This window comes from Methylobacterium radiodurans (assembly GCF_003173735.1).
Taxonomy (GTDB): domain Bacteria; phylum Pseudomonadota; class Alphaproteobacteria; order Rhizobiales; family Beijerinckiaceae; genus Methylobacterium; species Methylobacterium radiodurans.
In genome coordinates this window covers 3214537-3230393 of sequence record NZ_CP029551.1, presented here as the reverse complement: position 1 = coordinate 3230393, position 15857 = coordinate 3214537, and the positions used below count along the sequence as shown (strand labels likewise).

Annotated in this window: 20 protein-coding genes and 1 pseudogene; 8 read left to right on the top strand and 13 right to left on the bottom strand. The window is 72.6% G+C overall.

The features are described 5' to 3' along the window. Window positions 1-6 precede the first annotated feature (6 nt). A complete protein-coding gene (gene ccmD, locus DK427_RS15155; RefSeq protein ID WP_109951992.1) occupies window positions 7-186 on the top strand; it encodes a heme exporter protein CcmD in 180 nt (59 codons plus the stop codon). Next, the gene (locus DK427_RS15150) at window positions 183-776 is read left to right on the top strand and encodes a DsbE family thiol:disulfide interchange protein (RefSeq protein ID WP_109951991.1); all 594 of its coding nucleotides are present in this window, start codon (window positions 183-185) and stop codon (window positions 774-776) included. Before ccmD ends, DK427_RS15150 begins: the two co-directional genes overlap by 4 nt. A 34-nt stretch (window positions 777-810) precedes the next feature. Here the strand turns inward: DK427_RS15150 and DK427_RS15145 are convergent, their stop codons facing one another. The 6 genes and pseudogenes from DK427_RS15145 to DK427_RS27550 form a co-directional block, all read right to left on the bottom strand. Continuing rightward, window positions 811-1083, bottom strand: a complete 273-nt coding sequence (locus DK427_RS15145; protein ID WP_109951990.1) for a hypothetical protein — start codon at window positions 1081-1083, stop codon at window positions 811-813. A 102-nt stretch (window positions 1084-1185) separates the two neighbouring features. Continuing rightward, on the bottom strand, window positions 1186-2409 hold the full coding sequence (locus DK427_RS15140; RefSeq protein WP_109951989.1) for a glycerophosphodiester phosphodiesterase family protein: 1224 nt from the start codon (window positions 2407-2409) through the stop codon (window positions 1186-1188). Window positions 2410-2472: 63 nt separating this feature from the next. Next, window positions 2473-3540, bottom strand: coding sequence for a sensor histidine kinase (locus DK427_RS15135; protein WP_109951988.1), 1068 nt, complete (start codon window positions 3538-3540; stop codon window positions 2473-2475). Continuing rightward, window positions 3537-3950, bottom strand: coding sequence for a response regulator (locus DK427_RS15130; protein WP_109954185.1), 414 nt, complete (start codon window positions 3948-3950; stop codon window positions 3537-3539). The genes DK427_RS15135 and DK427_RS15130 overlap by 4 nt, the downstream gene beginning before the upstream one ends. 46 nt (window positions 3951-3996) lie before the next feature. After that, window positions 3997-5610 (bottom strand): sensor histidine kinase, encoded by a 1614-nt coding sequence (locus DK427_RS27555; protein ID WP_425452599.1) that lies wholly within the window; start codon window positions 5608-5610, stop codon window positions 3997-3999. Window positions 5611-5952: 342 nt separating this feature from the next. Further along, window positions 5953-6483, bottom strand: a pseudogene (locus DK427_RS27550) (CHASE domain-containing protein); the annotation flags it as partial. Window positions 6484-6917: 434 nt separating this feature from the next. On the opposite strand from DK427_RS27550, the gene DK427_RS15120 reads away from it, so the two are divergent. After that, entirely contained in the window at window positions 6918-7295 is a 378-nt protein-coding gene (locus tag DK427_RS15120; RefSeq protein WP_109951986.1) for a hypothetical protein, read from the top strand. Window positions 7296-7317: 22 nt separating this feature from the next. Here DK427_RS15120 and DK427_RS15115 read toward each other — a convergent pair whose 3' ends face one another. The 5 genes from DK427_RS15115 to DK427_RS15095 form a co-directional block, all read right to left on the bottom strand. Beyond that, window positions 7318-7593 carry a hypothetical protein gene (locus DK427_RS15115; protein WP_162559806.1) on the bottom strand — a complete coding sequence of 92 codons (276 nt, stop codon included), beginning with the start codon at window positions 7591-7593 and terminating at the stop codon, window positions 7318-7320. A 292-nt stretch (window positions 7594-7885) separates the two neighbouring features. Next, window positions 7886-8101 (bottom strand): hypothetical protein, encoded by a 216-nt coding sequence (locus DK427_RS15110; protein WP_109951984.1) that lies wholly within the window; start codon window positions 8099-8101, stop codon window positions 7886-7888. Between the two features lie 17 nt (window positions 8102-8118). Then, window positions 8119-8328, bottom strand: coding sequence for a hypothetical protein (locus DK427_RS15105; RefSeq protein WP_109951983.1), 210 nt, complete (start codon window positions 8326-8328; stop codon window positions 8119-8121). A gap of 59 nt (window positions 8329-8387) precedes the next feature. Further along, a complete protein-coding gene (locus DK427_RS15100; protein WP_109951982.1) occupies window positions 8388-8627 on the bottom strand; it encodes a hypothetical protein in 240 nt (79 codons plus the stop codon). Between the two features lie 60 nt (window positions 8628-8687). Further along, on the bottom strand, window positions 8688-9770 hold the full coding sequence (locus tag DK427_RS15095; protein WP_109951981.1) for a PAS domain-containing protein: 1083 nt from the start codon (window positions 9768-9770) through the stop codon (window positions 8688-8690). 312 nt (window positions 9771-10082) lie between these two features. Between DK427_RS15095 and DK427_RS15090 the strand changes: the two genes are divergently transcribed. Both DK427_RS15090 and DK427_RS15085 read left to right on the top strand, forming a co-directional pair. After that, entirely contained in the window at window positions 10083-10991 is a 909-nt protein-coding gene (locus DK427_RS15090) for a LysR family transcriptional regulator (RefSeq protein ID WP_109951980.1), read from the top strand. Between the two features lie 131 nt (window positions 10992-11122). After that, window positions 11123-11404, top strand: coding sequence for a hypothetical protein (locus DK427_RS15085; RefSeq protein ID WP_245930576.1), 282 nt, complete (start codon window positions 11123-11125; stop codon window positions 11402-11404). A gap of 72 nt (window positions 11405-11476) precedes the next feature. On the opposite strand, the gene DK427_RS15080 is transcribed toward DK427_RS15085, so the two are convergent. Beyond that, a complete protein-coding gene (locus DK427_RS15080) occupies window positions 11477-12706 on the bottom strand; it encodes a right-handed parallel beta-helix repeat-containing protein (protein ID WP_109951979.1) in 1230 nt (409 codons plus the stop codon). 603 nt (window positions 12707-13309) lie between these two features. Between DK427_RS15080 and DK427_RS15075 the strand changes: the two genes are divergently transcribed. Further along, window positions 13310-14074 (top strand): hypothetical protein, encoded by a 765-nt coding sequence (locus tag DK427_RS15075; RefSeq protein ID WP_109951978.1) that lies wholly within the window; start codon window positions 13310-13312, stop codon window positions 14072-14074. A gap of 46 nt (window positions 14075-14120) precedes the next feature. Here the strand turns inward: DK427_RS15075 and DK427_RS15070 are convergent, their stop codons facing one another. Further along, window positions 14121-14306: a hypothetical protein gene (locus tag DK427_RS15070; RefSeq protein ID WP_109951977.1), complete on the bottom strand. Its 186-nt coding sequence runs from the start codon at window positions 14304-14306 to the stop codon at window positions 14121-14123. Between the two features lie 201 nt (window positions 14307-14507). On the opposite strand from DK427_RS15070, the gene DK427_RS15065 reads away from it, so the two are divergent. Further along, the gene (locus DK427_RS15065) at window positions 14508-15224 is read left to right on the top strand and encodes a hypothetical protein (protein WP_109951976.1); all 717 of its coding nucleotides are present in this window, start codon (window positions 14508-14510) and stop codon (window positions 15222-15224) included. Window positions 15225-15345: 121 nt separating this feature from the next. Beyond that, window positions 15346-15705: a hypothetical protein gene (locus DK427_RS15060; RefSeq protein WP_109951975.1), complete on the top strand. Its 360-nt coding sequence runs from the start codon at window positions 15346-15348 to the stop codon at window positions 15703-15705. Window positions 15706-15857: the final 152 nt, after the last annotated feature.

Genomic DNA, 15857 nt, shown 5'->3' with positions numbered 1-15857 from the left:
CCGACCATGGATCTCGGACCCCATGCGGGCTTCATCCTCGCGTCCTACGCCTTCACGGCGCTGGTGATGGGCGCCCTGGTGCTCAACGCCGTGCGCGACCGGCGCGCGCAGAGCCGGGCGCTCCGCGGCTTCGAGGCGCTGCGCGGCTCAGAGGCGCTGCGCGCCTCCGGGGAGGAGCGGCGGTGAGCGCCGAGGCTCCCGCGCCGGCCCGCCGCTCGCTCCTGCTGATCCTGCCGCTCGTCACCTTCGCGGTGCTGGCCGGCGTGTTCTTCCTGCGCCTGCGCTCGGGCGTCGACCCGGCCGCCCTCCCCTCCGCGCTCGTAGGACAGCCGGTGCCGGCCTTCGCGCTGCCACCGGTGCCGGGCGTGACCGCGGACGGCGCCCCCGTGCCTGGCCTGACCTCCGCCGACCTCAAGGGCCAGGTCACGGTGCTGAACGTCTGGGCCTCATGGTGCGCACCCTGTCAGGTCGAGCACCCGATGCTGATGCGGCTGGCCCGCGAATCGGGCTTTCGCCTCGTCGGCATCGCCTACAAGGACGCCCCTGAGAAGGCGCGCGCCTTCTTAGGCAGGCACGGGGTGCCCTTCCGGGCAGTCGGCCTCGACGAGACGGGGCGCGTCGGCATCGATTTCGGCGTCTACGGAGTGCCCGAGACCTTCATCATCGGCCCGGACGGCGTGATCCGCGACAAGCTCGTCGGCATCGTTACGCCCGAGAACCTCAAGGACGTGCTGGAGAAGATCCGCCGCGCCGGGCAGGTCGCGGCGGCGCGCTGAGGCGCATCGGGCCGCGGACGAGCGCCGCAATTCCTCAGCGCCGCTCGTTGTAGGCCTTGTTCTGCGCGGCCAGCGCCGCGTCGAGCTTGCGCAGGGCCGCGGTGCGGGCGATCTCGCCCTCGACGTCGCGGATCGTCTCCTCGACGAGGTGGTTCTGCAGGCTATAGCGCGCGTCCGTTGGCGCGAGCGCCTCGCGCTCCTGAAGGCGCTGCACCGCTTGGCGCACCACGGTGTAGACTGCTTCGCGCTCGGCACGGGACATGGCCGGGTTGACCGCCTGGGCGACGAGTTCGGAGAAATCCGCCATGTCCTCAGCCTCCTCGTGCACGCGTCTCGGGGAGGCCCTTCTGGCAAGCCCGGCCCCGGGGGGCAAGCGCGCCCGCATCGAAGGGATCGCGGGCCGTCGGCCTCACTCCGCACCGACGCAGTTCGCGTAGAACGTCGTGGTGGCGGGCCAGTCCGAGAACACGCCGCGCACGCCGACCTCGCCGTGGAGCACGTCGAGGAGCGTGAGCGCGTCGCCGTCGCGGTCGATCGCGGGGCGCACCGACCGGTAGTAGCCGCCCCCGCCGCCCTTGAGGGGTCCCGAGCGCTCCAGCGACCACGCGATCAGGTCGAGCCCGGCTGCCCGCGCCGCCCGGGCGTAGGGCGAGGGCACGATGCGGTTCTGGGCATCCGTCGTCACCAGCATCCAGAGCGGCGGCGCGAGGATGCGCACGCCCTGCGCCCGCAGCGCCTCCATGCCGGGGTTCCAGGTCTCCGGCCGCATCGGGTCGAAACCCGGCGCGGTCTCGTCGCGGTCGTCGAGGAAGACCGCTTGGCGGCCGAAGGCGGGCTCCTTCGCCAGCCAGTAGAGCACGTCGCGCAGCTGAAAGCTCTGCGGGAAGACGTCCTCGGGTGGTATGCCGGCCTCGCGGTAGGCGTCGATGAGCTGCTGGGCGTAACGATCCTGCGTGTAGGTGCCCTCGAACGGCATCGGCACCTCCGGCGCCTTCAGCTCGGGGGTGAACTTGCGGCCGAGGGACCTCACCAGCGCGATGTACTCCTGGTGCGACATCAGCGTGGCCCCGTCGACGTAGAGGTCGGTGCGCCAGCGCGGCGTCGCGTTCATGTAGGCGCCGAGCGTCGTGGCCTCCGGGTCGGCGGCGTCCATCTTGGGCTTCAGCGTCTTGAACTCGTCGAGCGTCAGGTCGCTGGTGCAGCACTTCGCCGAGGCCTTGCGGCCGGTCGCGGGGTCCGCCGGTGTGAAGGGCGCCGTGCACTTCGCGGCCAGCTCCGGCCGGGCCAGGATATCGGTGGTGGTGTGCAAGTCGCACTGTGCGTGGCGGCAGACGAGCTGGCGGTCCCGCGTGAAGGTGACGTCGCACTCGATGATCCCGGCCCCCATCCGGGCGGCGGCCAGCACGCCCTCGCGGGTATGCTCGGGGAATTGCAGCGGCGCGCCCCGGTGCGAGATCGAGAACTGCTTCGCGACGTAGGGGCGGTCGGCCCCGCACGCCTTCAGCCGGTCCTGCAGTGGGCCGGGCTTCATCGTGTCGACCAGATGGAAGGGCCGCGGCCCGATCTGCGCGGGCTCCGCGGCGGCGGCGCCCGCGAGCGCCAGGATCAGGGCGAGGGCGGAACGGACGCGCATGCGGGCTCTCCGAGGGCTCCCGGCCCTGCTAGTCCCGCGCCGTGACGCCCGCGTGACCCGCCCTCAGACGGGGAAGCACAGCACCGCCCGGGTGCCCGGCCGGCCGGCGTCGTAGGCGATCTGCGAGCGCAGGTTCGTGGCCATCGCCCGGATGATGCGGGCGCCGAGGCCGGTGCCGCGCGGGCGCCCCTCACCGGTCCAGCCGATGCCGTCGTCCTCGACGCTGAGCGTCAGCATCTCGGCCGCGCGGCTCACCGCGACCCGGATCTCCCCCGGCACCTCGGACGGGTAGGCGTACTTGTAGGCGTTGGTGACGAGTTCGGTCACCACCACGCCGAGCGACACCGCCTTGTCGGTCGCGAGCCGCACGGGCTCGGCGCTGAGGCGGATCGAGTGGTCGCGGCCGGCCGCCTTCATCGAGGCCTGGAGTTCCTCCACGAGGCTCGCCAGATAGGCGTCGAGTTCGACCGCCTCGACGTCCTGCGAGGTGTAGAGGCGCCGGTGGATGCCGGCGATCGCCGAGATGCGCGCCTGCATCTCCTCCAGCGCCTCCTTGGCGGCCGGATCCGCGACGGCGTTGGTCTGCATGCGGGCGAGCGCGGCCACCAGCGCCAGCGAGTTGGCGACCCGGTGGTTGACCTCGCGCAGCAGCAACTCGGCCCGGTCGCGGGCCTCGCGCACCGCGGCCTCGGCCCGCTCCTTGTCGCGGCGCAGGGCCTCCTGGCGGAGTGCCGTGTCGACCGCCTCGCCGAGCAACTCCCGGAACTGGCCCTGGAGGTCCTTCCAGACGTAGTCGACCGCGCCCGCCTTCAGGGCGGCCACCGCCACGCGGCTGTCCTCCGATCCGGTGACGTAGATCACCGGCGGCGCGTCGGGCAGCGCCCGGATCTCGGGCAGCAGGTCGAGCCCGGTCTGGCCCGGCATGTGATGGTCGAGGGCGACCGCGTCGATGCCCCCTTGCGCGAGCCGCGCGAGGCCCGCCGCACCGTCCAGCGCCGTCTCGACGCTGTAGCCGCGCGCCTTCAGGCCCCGCTGCACGAGGCGGGCGAGGCCCGGATCGTCGTCGATGTAGAGGATGCGCCCGCGCGCGGGCGCGCCGCCCGGCGGCGCGGACGGAGGCGACGCGCTCATGAGTTCTCGGGCACCTGCATCACCGAGAAGAACAGTCCGAGCTGGCGGATCGCGTGCGAGAAGCCCTCGTAGTTCACCGGCTTGGTGATGTAGACGTTGGCGCCGAGATCGTAGCAGCGCTGGATCTCGCGCGCGTCGTCGGTGGTGGTGAGCACGACGACCGGCGAGCGCTTGGTATGCGGGTTCGCCTTGATCCGCTCCAGGATGTCGATGCCGGTCATGTCCGGCAGGTTGAGATCGAGCAGGATGAGGAGGTGGCGCCGGGCGCTCGCCTCCCCGGTCCCGTCCGGGCCGAACAGGTAGGCCAGCGCGTCCGTGCCGTTGCGGAACGGCACGATGTCGTTGTTGACGCCCGCGCGCCGGATATTGCGCTCGATGAGGCGGGCGTGGCCCTCGTCGTCCTCGATCATCACGATGCACACGGGATGCACGTCCAAGTCCCCCAATCCCCTGTCGTCACGCGGCCGCGCGGTGCGGCGCGCCTGGGCTCTGCGCCTCGCGCGGCAGCGTGACGCTGAACGTCGTTCCCTGCCCGAGCTCCGACGATACCTCGATCCGGCCGCCCAAGGAACGGACCAGCGCCTTGACATGCGCGAGACCGATCCCGTCGCCCGGCCTGTCCTGGGCACCGGAGCGCCGGAACAGCTCGAAGATGCGGGCGTGGTCCTGGGGCGCGATGCCCCGCCCGTTGTCGGTGACCGTGAAGCGCACCCGCCCGCCCGCGACCGACCGGCCCTCGATTGTGATCAGGCCCGGCCGGCCCGGCGCGAGATATTTCAGGGCGTTGTCGATCAGGTTGCCGAAGATCTGCTCGACGGCCAGCCGGTCGGCGGTGATCTCCGGCATGTCGTCGGCGATCACGACCCGGGCGCCGGCGGCATCCGCCTGGTGGCGCTGCGCGTCGGCCAGCCCCTGCACCAGCGCGCGCATGTCGAGGGGCTCCGGCCGGAAGGTGCGCCGCCCCTCCCGCGACAGCTTCAGGATGGCGGCGATCAGCGCCTCCATCTTGGTGATCGCCACCCGGATGAAGCCCAGCGCCTCCTCCATGTCGGCGTCGATCCGCGCGGCCTCGGCATGGGCCCCGAGCGCCGCCCGCACGTCCTCGCGCGCGGCCTCCAGCTCGCTCGTGAAGCCCATCACGTTGACGAGCGGCGCCCGCAGGTCGTGGCTGACGATGTAGGCGTAGCGCTGAATCTCCTCGTTCGACTCGCGGAGTTCGGCCTCCGCCTCGCGCTGCTCGGTGATGTCGGTGTGGACGCCGACCCACTCGACGATCTCGCCCCGCTCGTCGAAGAGCGGCACCGCGCGGATCGCGTAGGTGCGCCAGCTCCCGTCGCGCGTGCGCACCCGGTGCTCGAACACGAAGGTGCGCCGCTCCGCCACCGCCGCGTTCCAGGCCTCTACGCTGGCCTGCGCATCCTCCGGGTGGACCGCGTTCGCCCAGCCGTAGCCCTCATATTCGGGCCGGCTCTGGCCGGTGATGGCCGCCCAGCCTGGCTGCTCGCCGACCATGCGGCCGGAGGCATCGTTCGTCCAGAGCACGCCGCGCACCGCCCGCATGGCGCCGAAGAAGCGGTCTCGCTTGCGCCGCACGGAGGCGAGGAGGCGGGCGTTGTCGATCGCGACCGCGGCCTGTGCGGCGAAGCCCGTGATCAGCCGCTCCTCGCGCGGGCCGAAGCGGCCGGGCTGCGGGTGCCCGAACAGGAGCGCCCCGAGCCGCTCGCCGGTGCCCGAGACCACCGGCGCCGCGAGGTAGCTGCGCACCGGAAGGTGGCCCTTCGGCATGCCGCCGTGCGAGCCGTAGCGGGGGTCCTTCGCGACGTCGTCGGAGCGCACCACGCCCTCGGCCAGGAAGGTCGGCTGGAACAGGCCGGTCGCCCGCGGCAGGCCGAAGCGGGTGAAGGCCTCGCGCGGGCCACCCGTCAGGCTGAACAGGCGCCAGACTTCCTCATCGTTGCCCTCCTGGCCCACGGGCACGCGCTCGAAGAAGGCCCCGTAGGCGCCGCCCACGAGTTCGGTGGCGGCCTCGATCACCGTCTGGACGAGACGCTCGATGTCGTGCTCGGCCACCAGGGCCGCGCCGGCCCGGTTGAGCAGTTCCAGCCGGGCGGTCTCATCCTCGAGGCCGCGCCGCGCGATCTCCGAGCGGCGGCTCGCCCCGGCCTGGGCGAGCGCGGCGCCCGCGAGCAGCAGGGTCACGAGCGAGCCGACGCCGAGCACGTAGGGCCAGACGTCGCCTCCGGCATCGCGCGCGAAGCCGGGGGCTGCGGTGACGAAAAGGGTCCAGGTGTGGCCGGCGATGTCGAGGTCGCGCCGCGCCGCGAACCTGCGATCGGAGGGCTGTTCCGCGGGGCCGGACTCGTAAAGCGTCGCACTCCCGGGTGATTCCCCAAGCACCGCCCCGTCCTGGATGCGATAGGTCACCTCCGGCACGCCACCGGGATTGAGCGGGGAGGCGACGCGCGAGAACAGGTCGCCAGCCCGGAAGGGGCTGTAGACCCAGCCCGTCAGCAGGCGCCGCCGCTCCTCGACGGTCGCCGGCACCGCGCCGCCCGCGTAGACCGGCAGGTAGACGAGGAAGCCCGCCTGCTTGTCGCGATCGATCTCCTGCACCAGCTCGACGCGGGCCGAGAGGGCCGGCTCGCCCGTGTCACGCGCCCGCGCCATCGCGGCCCGGCGCACCGGCTCGGAGAACATGTCGAAGCCGATCGCGGCCGCGTTGCGCAGGTCCAGCGGTTCCAGAGCGACGATGGCAGTGGGGTCCGGGCCCGGCGGCTCGGGCCGGAGCCGGAAGTCGGGCAGCCCCTGCGCGCGCATCTCGGCCACCAGCGCGTCCGCCTCCTCAGGCCGGAAGCGGCGGGCGTAGCCGATACCGCGAGTCCCGCCGTAGAGGTCGGCGATGCGCAGGCGGCCCACGAAGGCGGCGAATTCCTGCTGCGTCACCCGCTCGCTCGCGGCGAGCAGCCCGGCCGCGCCGCGCAGGAGCGCGACGTAGGTGTCCAGCCGCTCGCGGACGCGGTTGGCCTGCTGATTGGCCAGCCGCTCGAAGCGCTCGTGGTCGCGCCGCTCGCTCGCGGCCTTGAGCTGCAGCGCCGCACCCCCGGCGGCCAGGAGACCGACGAGCAGGACGACCAGCGGGAGGGAGAAGTGCCGGGACGCGGCCGCCCTGCGCGGCGCCGGGGTTCCGGAGGGCGTGGCGGGCGGGATGGCGCGGTCCTGGGGCTCGGAATCGTGGTGCCGCTCTCTGCCATCTCGGCGGACCGAGCGCCAGCGTCGATCCTCCGGTATGGTGGACGGCGGGGCGCGCAGCCCGCAGGCCGCTCGGGGCGTTGCGGTCCGCGATGCCCCGAGCGATCCCCGCCGTCCCGGAGTAGCCCTTGGACACCCTCGCCGACCATCTCGCCCGCGCCGCCGACGAGGGACGGCGCCGTGCCCGGGGCTTTCCCGGCCGGATCGGACGCGACGCCCTCCCCTTCGCGGTCCTGGAGGCCTTCGACGCCGAGATCCGCGGCCATGTCGAGCGCGACCGCCGGATCGAGGACGAGCGCGACCGGGTTCTGATCGCCGCCGTGAAACTCGCCGAGACGCCCCCCGAAGAGGGCGACGAGGCCGTGGAGCGGGCCCGCGCGGGGCTCATCGACGCGCTCGACTACCTTGAGCAGGCCGTGCTGCGCCTCGGCATCGTCAACCGCCGGGCCGCCAAGGCGGGACTCGGCACGGCCGGGGGGGCCGTGGGGGAGCGCAGCGGCTCCTGACCGGAGCCGCTGCGCCGCCGGCTCAGAACCGGGCGCCCTGGTTGGCGCCGATCCCGCCGAGGCCGACGCCCGTGTTGGCGCTCCGGCCGGAGCCGCCGCCCATGTTGCCGATGCCGCCGTAGCGGCTGCTGATCCCCTGGCCGCGCAGGATGCCGGTCGGATCGCGCGGATCGGTCGCCCGCCCGATCTCGACGGTCTGGGGCGGCGCCACGATGCCTCGGCTGTCGCCGTAGCCACTCCACCGACCACTCTGCGCGACCGCGAGGCCCGGACCGAGTGCGAGGACGGAGACTGCCACGAGTGCCGCTCTGACGATCATATTGACGCCCTTTCATGCAATGTTGGCCTACATCAAGGTCAACGCTGGGAAGGGCGTGCGTATTCACAGACCAAAATGATCGTTATTGGGGCATTGTGTGCATGCACACAAGGCAGGTCCGTTTGACCGAGAGATCTCGATTCGTCTCCGGATTTTCCGGATGCCTGCGGTCCCCAGGACGTGTCGGCGCGATGCTGGCGCAGAGGGCAATCGTCTCCCCCGCGGCCCGCATCGGCCCGAAGCTAGTCCTAAGTGAAGCGGCTGCCGAACCTCAGATCTCGGTCTCGCGGCGGACGATCGCGTCCTCGCCGCTGCCGGATTGGGCGAGACCGACATCGGGGCGGTCGTCCGGGCCGAGGGGTTCGTTGGACGGTGGCTCGGCAGAGCCGGTCCGGCGCCTGCGCGGGCTCCCGTCCGGGAGCGGTCCGGCGGGCTCGGGCGGGTCCGCGTCGGCGGTGCGGGTTCGGGTGATGCGGGTTCGGGTCATGGCTGCGGCCGTCCGGCTTAGCTCTCGCGACGCCCCTCGAAGGGCCCGGCCTCGCCCCGCTCGCGCGCCTCGGCCTCCGTGCCGGCCCGCTCCATCGGGCCGTCGGTCGGGCGCACCTGCCCGGTCGCGGTATCCCGCGGCGTGACCGCTGCTCCTTCGGCCTCGGGCGTCCCTGCGGGCCCGCGCCGCGTCGGCGTGCGGGCCTGATCGTCGGTGTCGTCGCGCATGCTGGTCTCCGTACTGTCCTGCCTGGACAACGGCCGAGACGCGCGAGCGGTCCCCGGCCTCAGGCGTCGTCCTCCCGCGCGAAGACCTCGCCCTGCTCGGCCAGCCGCACGTCTGCCTCGTCGGCGGGCAGGGCTTCGAGGTCGCGGTACTCCGTGAGGAGATGGCGCAGCTCCGCCGTCTCCGGCTCCGCGCGCCCGGCCAGGAGCGCGGCGACCCGCGCCTCCGTCTCGGCCCCGTCTCGGCCCTCCGCCGCGACCGCCCCGGCGATCGCCGCCCGCTTCTCCCGCAACGCGCTCATCCCGCTCCCTCCGCTCCTCCGGCCTCAAGGGGCCTCACGCGGCCTCATGGGGCCGTAGGATCAACGCCGGGACAGCGCGATGGCACCGTCATTCGTGAGCGTGAAGACGATGCCGTGCCGGCGCAGGGCCGCCGCCGCCGCCGACCGGGCCCGGCCGGAGGCCCCGCTCTCCCCGTCCTCCAGGCGGCGGACGGTGGAGAAGGAGAGCCCGCTCGCCCCGGCGAGCTGCTGCATCGACCAGCCGAGCAGGGCGCGGCCGGCCCGCAGATGCGCGCCCGCGAGGAACTGATCCAGACCCTCCTGAACCGGCGCCGTCATGCTCCCGGGCATGCTCGCCAGCACGGACCCGCCCCCGGCAAGGGCGAGGGGCGCGACGTAGTTCGTCCAGCTCTCGATCGCTCCGGACGTGTCGCGCATCGGCACCATCACGAAGCGGTAGGGCACGATCGCGCCGCCAGCCAGGACGAGGCGCGGCTGCGTGTGCACGACCTGCTTCGAGAGGTAGAGCGCGCGGCCGTGGTCGCGCCAGCGCGCGCGCTCCTCCTTCAGCACCGGCAGGGTCGGCTCGCCGAGGAGCTCGGCCTTGGGCAGCCCCACGAGCTCCAGCCACTCCGCGGAGAAGTCGGTGTAGGGGTAGACCCGGCTCGACGAGGTGAAGGCGCCGACCTGCTCGAAGATCGCGCGCCGGCGCCGCCGGTCGACCTCGCTGGCGCGCGCCAGCGCCTCGCGGTCGCTCACGTCGATGAGCACGCCCATAGCGCGGCGCGGACGCCCGTCCGGCGCCACGATCACCTCGCCGCGGCTCATCACGGTGCCCAGGGTCCCGTCCGGGCGGACCACCCGGAAGGTGGCTTGCGCCACCCGGCCGGTCTGCAGCATCTCCGAGGCGGAGGTGACGCCTGCGCGGTCGTCCGGATGGACCAGTGCGAGCAGGAGCCCGTACTCCGCCCGCGCGCGGTCCGGTTCCAGGCCCAGGATCCGGAACAGGCCCGGCGACCAGACATGCGCGCCGGTCGCGAAGCTCCACGACCACGTGCCCGTCAGCCCGAAGCCCTCGACCATCCGCAGGACCTGTCCCGGTGATAGTCCGGCTAGGACAGCCGGGGTGTCCTCCTGTGGGGTGATGGCGCGGTCCGGCTGCATGGCGAAAGGCTTGTCGAAAGGCTTGGGATGCGTGTCGGTCGCCGGACGCGCGTGATCGAGGGGCGTGGATCGGGCGCGAGCCTAGGCGGTCTCTCGTGTGCGGGAAATCCGTAAATCTCCTCTGTTTCCCGTGGGCGTCGCCGCCTCGCCGATTGCGCCGGATCCGGGCCAGCTCGCACGATCCGGGTGACGCGGCCGCGTGACATCCCGCGCCCGGCCTGCGGCGGTCCGTGCGGCAGGACCTGGGACGCGCCGCCGCGCCGCGGTAGGGGAGAGCCGTGCGGGCGCGCCCGCGATCCGGGATCCTGCACGATGCTGGCGCCTGCCACCCTGCGGCGGCTCGACCTGACGACGCTGCGCCTGTTCGTGGCCGTGTGTGAGGAGGGCAGCTTGACCCGTGCCGCCCGGCACGCCGCGACCGCGCCCTCCGCCGTCAGCAAGCGGCTGGTCGAGCTGGAGCAGGCGCTCGGCGTCCAGCTCCTCGAGCGCGGCGCGCGGGGCATGACGGCGACGCCCGCGGGCGAGACGCTGCTGCACCACGCTCGGCGCATGCTGCGCAACGCCGAGCAGATCGCCCTCGAACTCGCCGAGCACGCCAAGGGCGTTCGGGGCATCGTGCGGATGCTCGCCAACCTCTCGGCCATCGTGCAGTTCCTGCCCGAGGACCTGCGCGCCTTCCTGGCGAGCCAGGGCGCGATCAAGATCGACCTGGAGGAGCGGCCGAGCGGCGGGGTCGTGCAGGGCGTGGCCGAAGGGGCGGCCGAGATCGGCATCTGTGCCGGCAGCGTCCCGGCCGCGGGACTCGACCGCACCCTCTACCGCCGCGACCGGCTCGTCGTGGTGATGCGCCGCGATCACCCCCTGGCCGGACGGGATATCCTCGCCTTCGCCGAGACCCTCGACCACGACTTCGTCGGCCTGCACGCCGAGAGTTCCATCCATGGCAGCGTCCAGGCGGAGGCGCTGAGCGCCGGCCGCCCCTTGCGCCTACGCGTGCACGTGCCGGGCTTCGACGCGGTCTGCCGGATGGTTCAGGCCGATATGGGCCTCGGCGTGGTGCCGCAGGGCGTCTTCGGCCTGTTCGGCGGCGCCACGGACCTCGTGGCCGTGCCGCTCTCCGACCCCTGGGCGCTGCGCACGCTGCAGATCGTGACCCGGCCGGGGCCCCTCACGCCGGCGGCGAGCTTGCTGCTCCGCCACCTCGCTGCGCTGCCCGATTGAGGCCGGATTGCGGCCTCAACGTGGAGGCGGCACGAAAGACAATTCTTGCGTGCCGTATTCTTGCCACAGTGCGAAAAGCGTTGCAGTATCGCGACGAACGCCGAATCGCCGGGCGATGGAGGCAAGCTCCCATGTCTGTCGTTGAATGGCGCGGGTCCTCGCGCGAGCCGATCCAGAGCGAGACGACGCCGCGCGAGCGCCGCGCCAAGGCCGTCGCGCACGCCAACCAGCTCCGCGCCCTGGCCTGGGCTGCCCTGCGGGACGGGGCGCCCCACGGCGCGATGCGGGCGGCCACCGCCCGCACCGCCGCCCGGCGCATCCTGCAGCACGAGCGGCGCGCCGCCGTGCTCAACCGCGCCCTCGCGCAGGCGCTCGAAGCGCTGATCGAGGAGCAGGCCGACCTCGTCGGCTGAGCCAAGTATCGCCGGGCACAGCCGATTGACGGTCGCCGGGTCTCCGGCGGCCGCCCTAGAGTGCGGAGCCTGTCAGCTCCAGGCGAAGGTGTTGTGGTAGGCGGCCATCGGCGTCTCGCCGGTGATCTCGCTCACCTGGAAGGTGCCGCCGAAGGCCTCGTCCTGGATGCCGCCGCCGTAGACGACGTTCCCGGGCGCGGCCGCGTTCTGGTAGGCGGCGTTGGTGACGGTCGAGTCGGCGGCCAGCATGAAGATCAGCGAGCCCGACATCGGCGTGCCGCGACCGGCTTGGCTGTCCGCGAAGTTGTCGAACGCGCGCACGTCGTCGAAGGTGTTGCCGCTGCCGTAATCCGAGAAGGCGCCGTCCCCCATGCGCACGGTGTCGACGTTGCTCACCTGGACGCCGGTGCCGCCCTCGATGATCACGCCGACGCCGGAGGGCGAGTTGTTGCCGTCGATCAGGCCGTTGGCGACCGTGACGTTGTTGCTGCCGATGTTGACGTTATCCTCCGTCCAGGAGGTCGCCAGATCGTTGTAGCTGTAGAAGTCGGTCAGGCTGCTGTTATCCGAGCGGTTGAACTGCACCAGCTGCCCGCGCGGATAGGGGCCGCGCATGTTGTAGCCCTCGATCCCCTGGAGCGTCGCGTTCGGCGAGTCCTGGAGGTAGACGCCCGTCGAGGCGTCGCGCACCGTGACGTGGCTGACCGCCGCCCCGGGCGTCTCGAACAGCCCGATGCCGTACTGCTCCGGATCGCTGTTGGGCCCGGAGGCCGGCGCCCCCGCATTGATGATCTCGACGCCGTCGACCGTGAGGTTCTGCGCGCCGATCGCCTCGATACCGGTGCCGCCCTGGTCGGCCCCGTTGTAGTGGATGCGGACGTTGCGGATGGTGACGTTCGCGTCGCCGTCGAGTTCGATGCCCGCCCCGTCGGCGTAGATGTCGAGGTTCTCGATCACGTCGCCGCTCTGGGCCTGAATCGTGCCGTCGTGCCGGGTGAGCGTGGCCGTAACCGCGCTCGCGGCGGTGTCCACACCGGTCAGAAGGGCGACGGCGTCCGTGTCCGGTGCCGCGGGCGTCGGGACGGCGGGCTCGGTTCCGGCCATGGGCTGGCTCTCCATCGTGTCCGGTTGCGGGGTCGTCTGCGGGGCCGGGCCCTGGGCCATGGCCGGGCTCGTCGCCGGTGAGGCGTCCGGTGAGGCGGCGGGGTCCGCCCTGTCGGATCCGTTGAAGTGCCAGTCCCGCTCGACGCGGGTCCAGAAATCGTCGAGGGCGTGGCTGTCGTTGTGACCTGTGAACCGCATCGTTCGAGGTGTCTCTTTCTCTGCCTAGAGGATGCCTGGCCGTGAGGGGCCGGCGTCGCCGTGCACGGGGCGCGCACGGCGTTTCGGGCGGAGCCGCCCAGGGCGGCGCCGCGTCGAACACGGAATTGATGGACGGCCGGAGGCCGGAAGTGAGAAGGATGTCCGGTATATCAGAGTACAAAAACTGATTTTGTACGACCGCGTACGTTTTGTTGTGTGTTAGGATTGGTAATATATTTGTATCTGGCTGCCAAGCTCAAAAGCTAGAAAGGGGTGATCGTGTGCCCCGGCGGTGAATAGGCGATTTCGACTTTCCGCCGGATCAAATGCCATGGCCCGTCTCGCCCGGGCGCGGCGCCGGCAGGGGCCACGCCGCCGGAGGTTCGGGCACGCGGGCCCTTTGCGGTTCCGGCACGAGCGCCGCGTGCACTGCATTCGACGGCGAACGGGACTTGGTTATCGAAGGCGAGCACAGTACCTGGCGCGCTTGCCAGGGCGGATGATTGTGGCAAGACTGTTCAGCCTGGGGGGATTTGCCGTCCGGCGCGGAGGCAGGGCGGGCGTTGCGCCGAGATCCGCCGGCGCCGCACGAGGGAGGTCTCGATGAATTGGGCTTGCCTTCAGCGTTCCGCGATCGCCGCCGCGATCGTGCTTCAGCCCGTGGCCGCCGCCCAGGCGGATCGACTCAGTCTCTCGACGACCGAGGCGCGGACCGTCCTGTTCATCAGGACGGATCCGGACAAGGTGGCCAAGGCCCTTCCCGCGGGCTGGACCGCCGTGCCGGGATCCGGCGCCACCAAGGACGCCAACCTCGTCCTGATCCTGATCGAGGGTTTCGCCCAGAGTGACGCGGAGGGGGAGGCCGCCCCCTATCCAGACAAGTACGCGGTCTGGGGAACCTCGGCGAAGAACGATCGCGGCGCCGCCGGCTTCATGGTGGTGGGCGGCCTGATCGCGCCGGCGCAGGGCGCGCCCGGGGCCTACGGCGTGTACAGGCCGGCGCGGGTCACGATGAGCAAGACGTCCCGCGCGGACGAGGGCGGCGCCACGCAGGTTGAGGAATCCTGGGACTTCGCGACCGACGACGGCGACAGGCTCCGCCTCGCCGCGCGCTACGCGCGCGGCCTCGGCACGCGCAGCCGCGTCGAGCCGAAGGTGTACACGGTGGCCAAGCCCGACTTCCACCGCGTCTACAAGGCGGAGCAGGTCTCCGAGATCGTCCACGCGGGCCCGGCCGGCCCGTCCGGCAGCACAGTCGCGTTCGGCGCGAGCGGGCCCGTCTTCTCGGGCCTGCTCGACGACGGCGCGCAGGTCGTCGCCGTCGCGTCCGTGCCGGCCTATCACCGGCAGATCTTCTTGCCCGATTGAGAGCTGCCGGCGACGGTCTCGCGACCGCCGCCGGTTCCGGTCCGTGCTAGCCGGGGAAGGAGCCGAACCCCTCGAAGGCGTTGGTGGGCGTCGTGACGGGCTCGGCCTCGGGTCGGTCCGCCGCCTCCTCGATGCGGCCCTGGGGAGCCTGATCCGTGGTCTGGTCTATCGGGTCGGTCGGTGCGGGGGCGGGCGGCAGGGCTGTGCGGTCGTGCTGCGCGTCCAGGGTCATCCGAACTCCTCGGTCTGCTGCGGATTTCACGGCACAGCTTGGGTAAACGCCCGAAGCCGCGGGGCAACCCGCCCCAGGACATGGCTGGCGCCGCCCGCCGGGGCTTGCGCGCAGAGCGCGGCACCGCGGCTACAGCCAGCGCCCGCGCGCGATGCGATAGCGGCGCGGGGAGCGGACGGTGCGGGTTGCGGGCATGGGTCGATGAGTGCGGCATCCGAGTGGCGCGCGGCGCGCAACGTCAAGGCGCGGGCCCGGCTGGAACGGGCCCTGCCGGCAGTCTTTCCGGCGCCGGTGCTGCGGCACGCCCTGGCGCGCCCGCTGACCCCACCGACGCCGCGGCTCGCCGTCGAGAGCTACTGGCGCGCCCACGTGCTGCGCGCCGACAGGCTGGCTCGGGCGCTGGCCGCGCGATCGGGCACGCCCGAGGGCTGGGTCTGGCGGGCGGGCCCCGAGGCCGCCGCCGGCTTCCGGATGCCGCCAGCGCCTTTCCGCGAGGCGGAGCACGCCCGGGGTCCCGGCGCCTGCTGCGTCTGCGGCCAGCCGGTCTACCGCTTCGGCTGGCACCGCGACCTCTGGGGGACGGGCACCCCCAACCGCAACGCCCGCTGGCACGCCGCCTGCGTCGCGGCCTGGAAGCTCTGGGTGGCGCCGAGCGATCAGGTGAAACTGCTCAAGGCCCGCCAGCGCCACCGCTGCGCGGCCTCCGCCAAGCGCCTGCTGCGCACAGCCGAGGTCGATCACCGGGTGCCCCTCTACCGGGTCTGGCGCGAGCACCGGACGCTGCCCTGGCCGGAACTCCTCGGCTTCTGGGGCCTGCCGAACCTGCAGGTCGTCAACCGGGCGAGCCACGCGGCCAAGTGCGGGGAGGAGGCGGCCGAGCGGGCGAGCGCGCGCCGCGCCCTGGCCTCCCTGCCTTGAGGTCGGCTCGACCGCCCGGCCCGTGAAGCGGAGCGCGCGGAAACAAGCGCGCGGCCTGCGGCATTGCCCGGCTGAGCGCCGCGTCGGGTCCGGACCCGCGCGGCGGGTCGGGGAGACAATCATGGTGTTCCGCTCGGAAGATCCGCCGCCGCCCGCCAACCTCAAGGTCGACACGCCGCCCGACGCGAAGCACCCGACCACCGCGATGCTGAAGGGCGACATCGATTCGGGCCGCAGCGGCGACAAGATCCCGCACTACGACCCGGGCCTCTCGCAGCTCGGCACCGACGACGAGGCCGCGGGCCGCCCGCCGGGCCCCGACCGGATCGCCGCGGCGCGCGCGACCGAGGCCGCCACGCCCCGGGTGCGGGAATCGGCCGACCCGCACGGGCGCCGCGGCTGGGTGATGCCCGCCTTCATCGCCTTCATCGTCGCCGCAGCAGCGATCGTCGGCGGGGTTCTCTGGCTCTCGCCGGCCTGAGGCACCGCGGCATGCGGGGCCGGAACGCCGCCCTCGACCGTGCGTCCGAACGAAGCGCGGGGCTATCGGAGGCGGGAGGCGCACCACGGCTTGGCCGTGTGAGAAGCTCAGGAACAAAGATCCCCATGCCCGATTGCCTGCGCAAGGAGCAT

Bases quoted from the DNA above. Each gene is read 5' to 3' on its own strand.
- DK427_RS15080 (WP_109951979.1), bottom strand. From the start codon at position 12,706: ATGCGGTTCACAGGTCACAACGACAGCCACGCCCTCGACGATTTCTGG.
- DK427_RS15100 (WP_109951982.1), bottom strand. From the start codon at position 8,627: ATGAGCGCGTTGCGGGAGAAGCGGGCGGCGATCGCCGGGGCGGTCGCG.
- DK427_RS15085 (WP_245930576.1), top strand. From the start codon at position 11,123: ATGTCTGTCGTTGAATGGCGCGGGTCCTCGCGCGAGCCGATCCAGAGC.
- DK427_RS15140 (WP_109951989.1), bottom strand. From the start codon at position 2,409: ATGCGCGTCCGTTCCGCCCTCGCCCTGATCCTGGCGCTCGCGGGCGCC.
- DK427_RS15060 (WP_109951975.1), top strand. From the start codon at position 15,346: ATGGTGTTCCGCTCGGAAGATCCGCCGCCGCCCGCCAACCTCAAGGTC.
- ccmD (WP_109951992.1), top strand. From the start codon at position 7: ATGGATCTCGGACCCCATGCGGGCTTCATCCTCGCGTCCTACGCCTTC.
- DK427_RS15130 (WP_109954185.1), bottom strand. From the start codon at position 3,950: ATGATCGAGGACGACGAGGGCCACGCCCGCCTCATCGAGCGCAATATC.
- DK427_RS15095 (WP_109951981.1), bottom strand. From the start codon at position 9,770: ATGCAGCCGGACCGCGCCATCACCCCACAGGAGGACACCCCGGCTGTC.
- DK427_RS15145 (WP_109951990.1), bottom strand. From the start codon at position 1,083: ATGGCGGATTTCTCCGAACTCGTCGCCCAGGCGGTCAACCCGGCCATG.
- DK427_RS15135 (WP_109951988.1), bottom strand. From the start codon at position 3,540: ATGAGCGCGTCGCCTCCGTCCGCGCCGCCGGGCGGCGCGCCCGCGCGC.
- DK427_RS15110 (WP_109951984.1), bottom strand. From the start codon at position 8,101: ATGACCCGAACCCGCATCACCCGAACCCGCACCGCCGACGCGGACCCG.
- DK427_RS15065 (WP_109951976.1), top strand. From the start codon at position 14,508: ATGAGTGCGGCATCCGAGTGGCGCGCGGCGCGCAACGTCAAGGCGCGG.
- DK427_RS15070 (WP_109951977.1), bottom strand. From the start codon at position 14,306: ATGACCCTGGACGCGCAGCACGACCGCACAGCCCTGCCGCCCGCCCCC.
- DK427_RS15075 (WP_109951978.1), top strand. From the start codon at position 13,310: ATGAATTGGGCTTGCCTTCAGCGTTCCGCGATCGCCGCCGCGATCGTG.
- DK427_RS15090 (WP_109951980.1), top strand. From the start codon at position 10,083: ATGCTGGCGCCTGCCACCCTGCGGCGGCTCGACCTGACGACGCTGCGC.
- DK427_RS15105 (WP_109951983.1), bottom strand. From the start codon at position 8,328: ATGCGCGACGACACCGACGATCAGGCCCGCACGCCGACGCGGCGCGGG.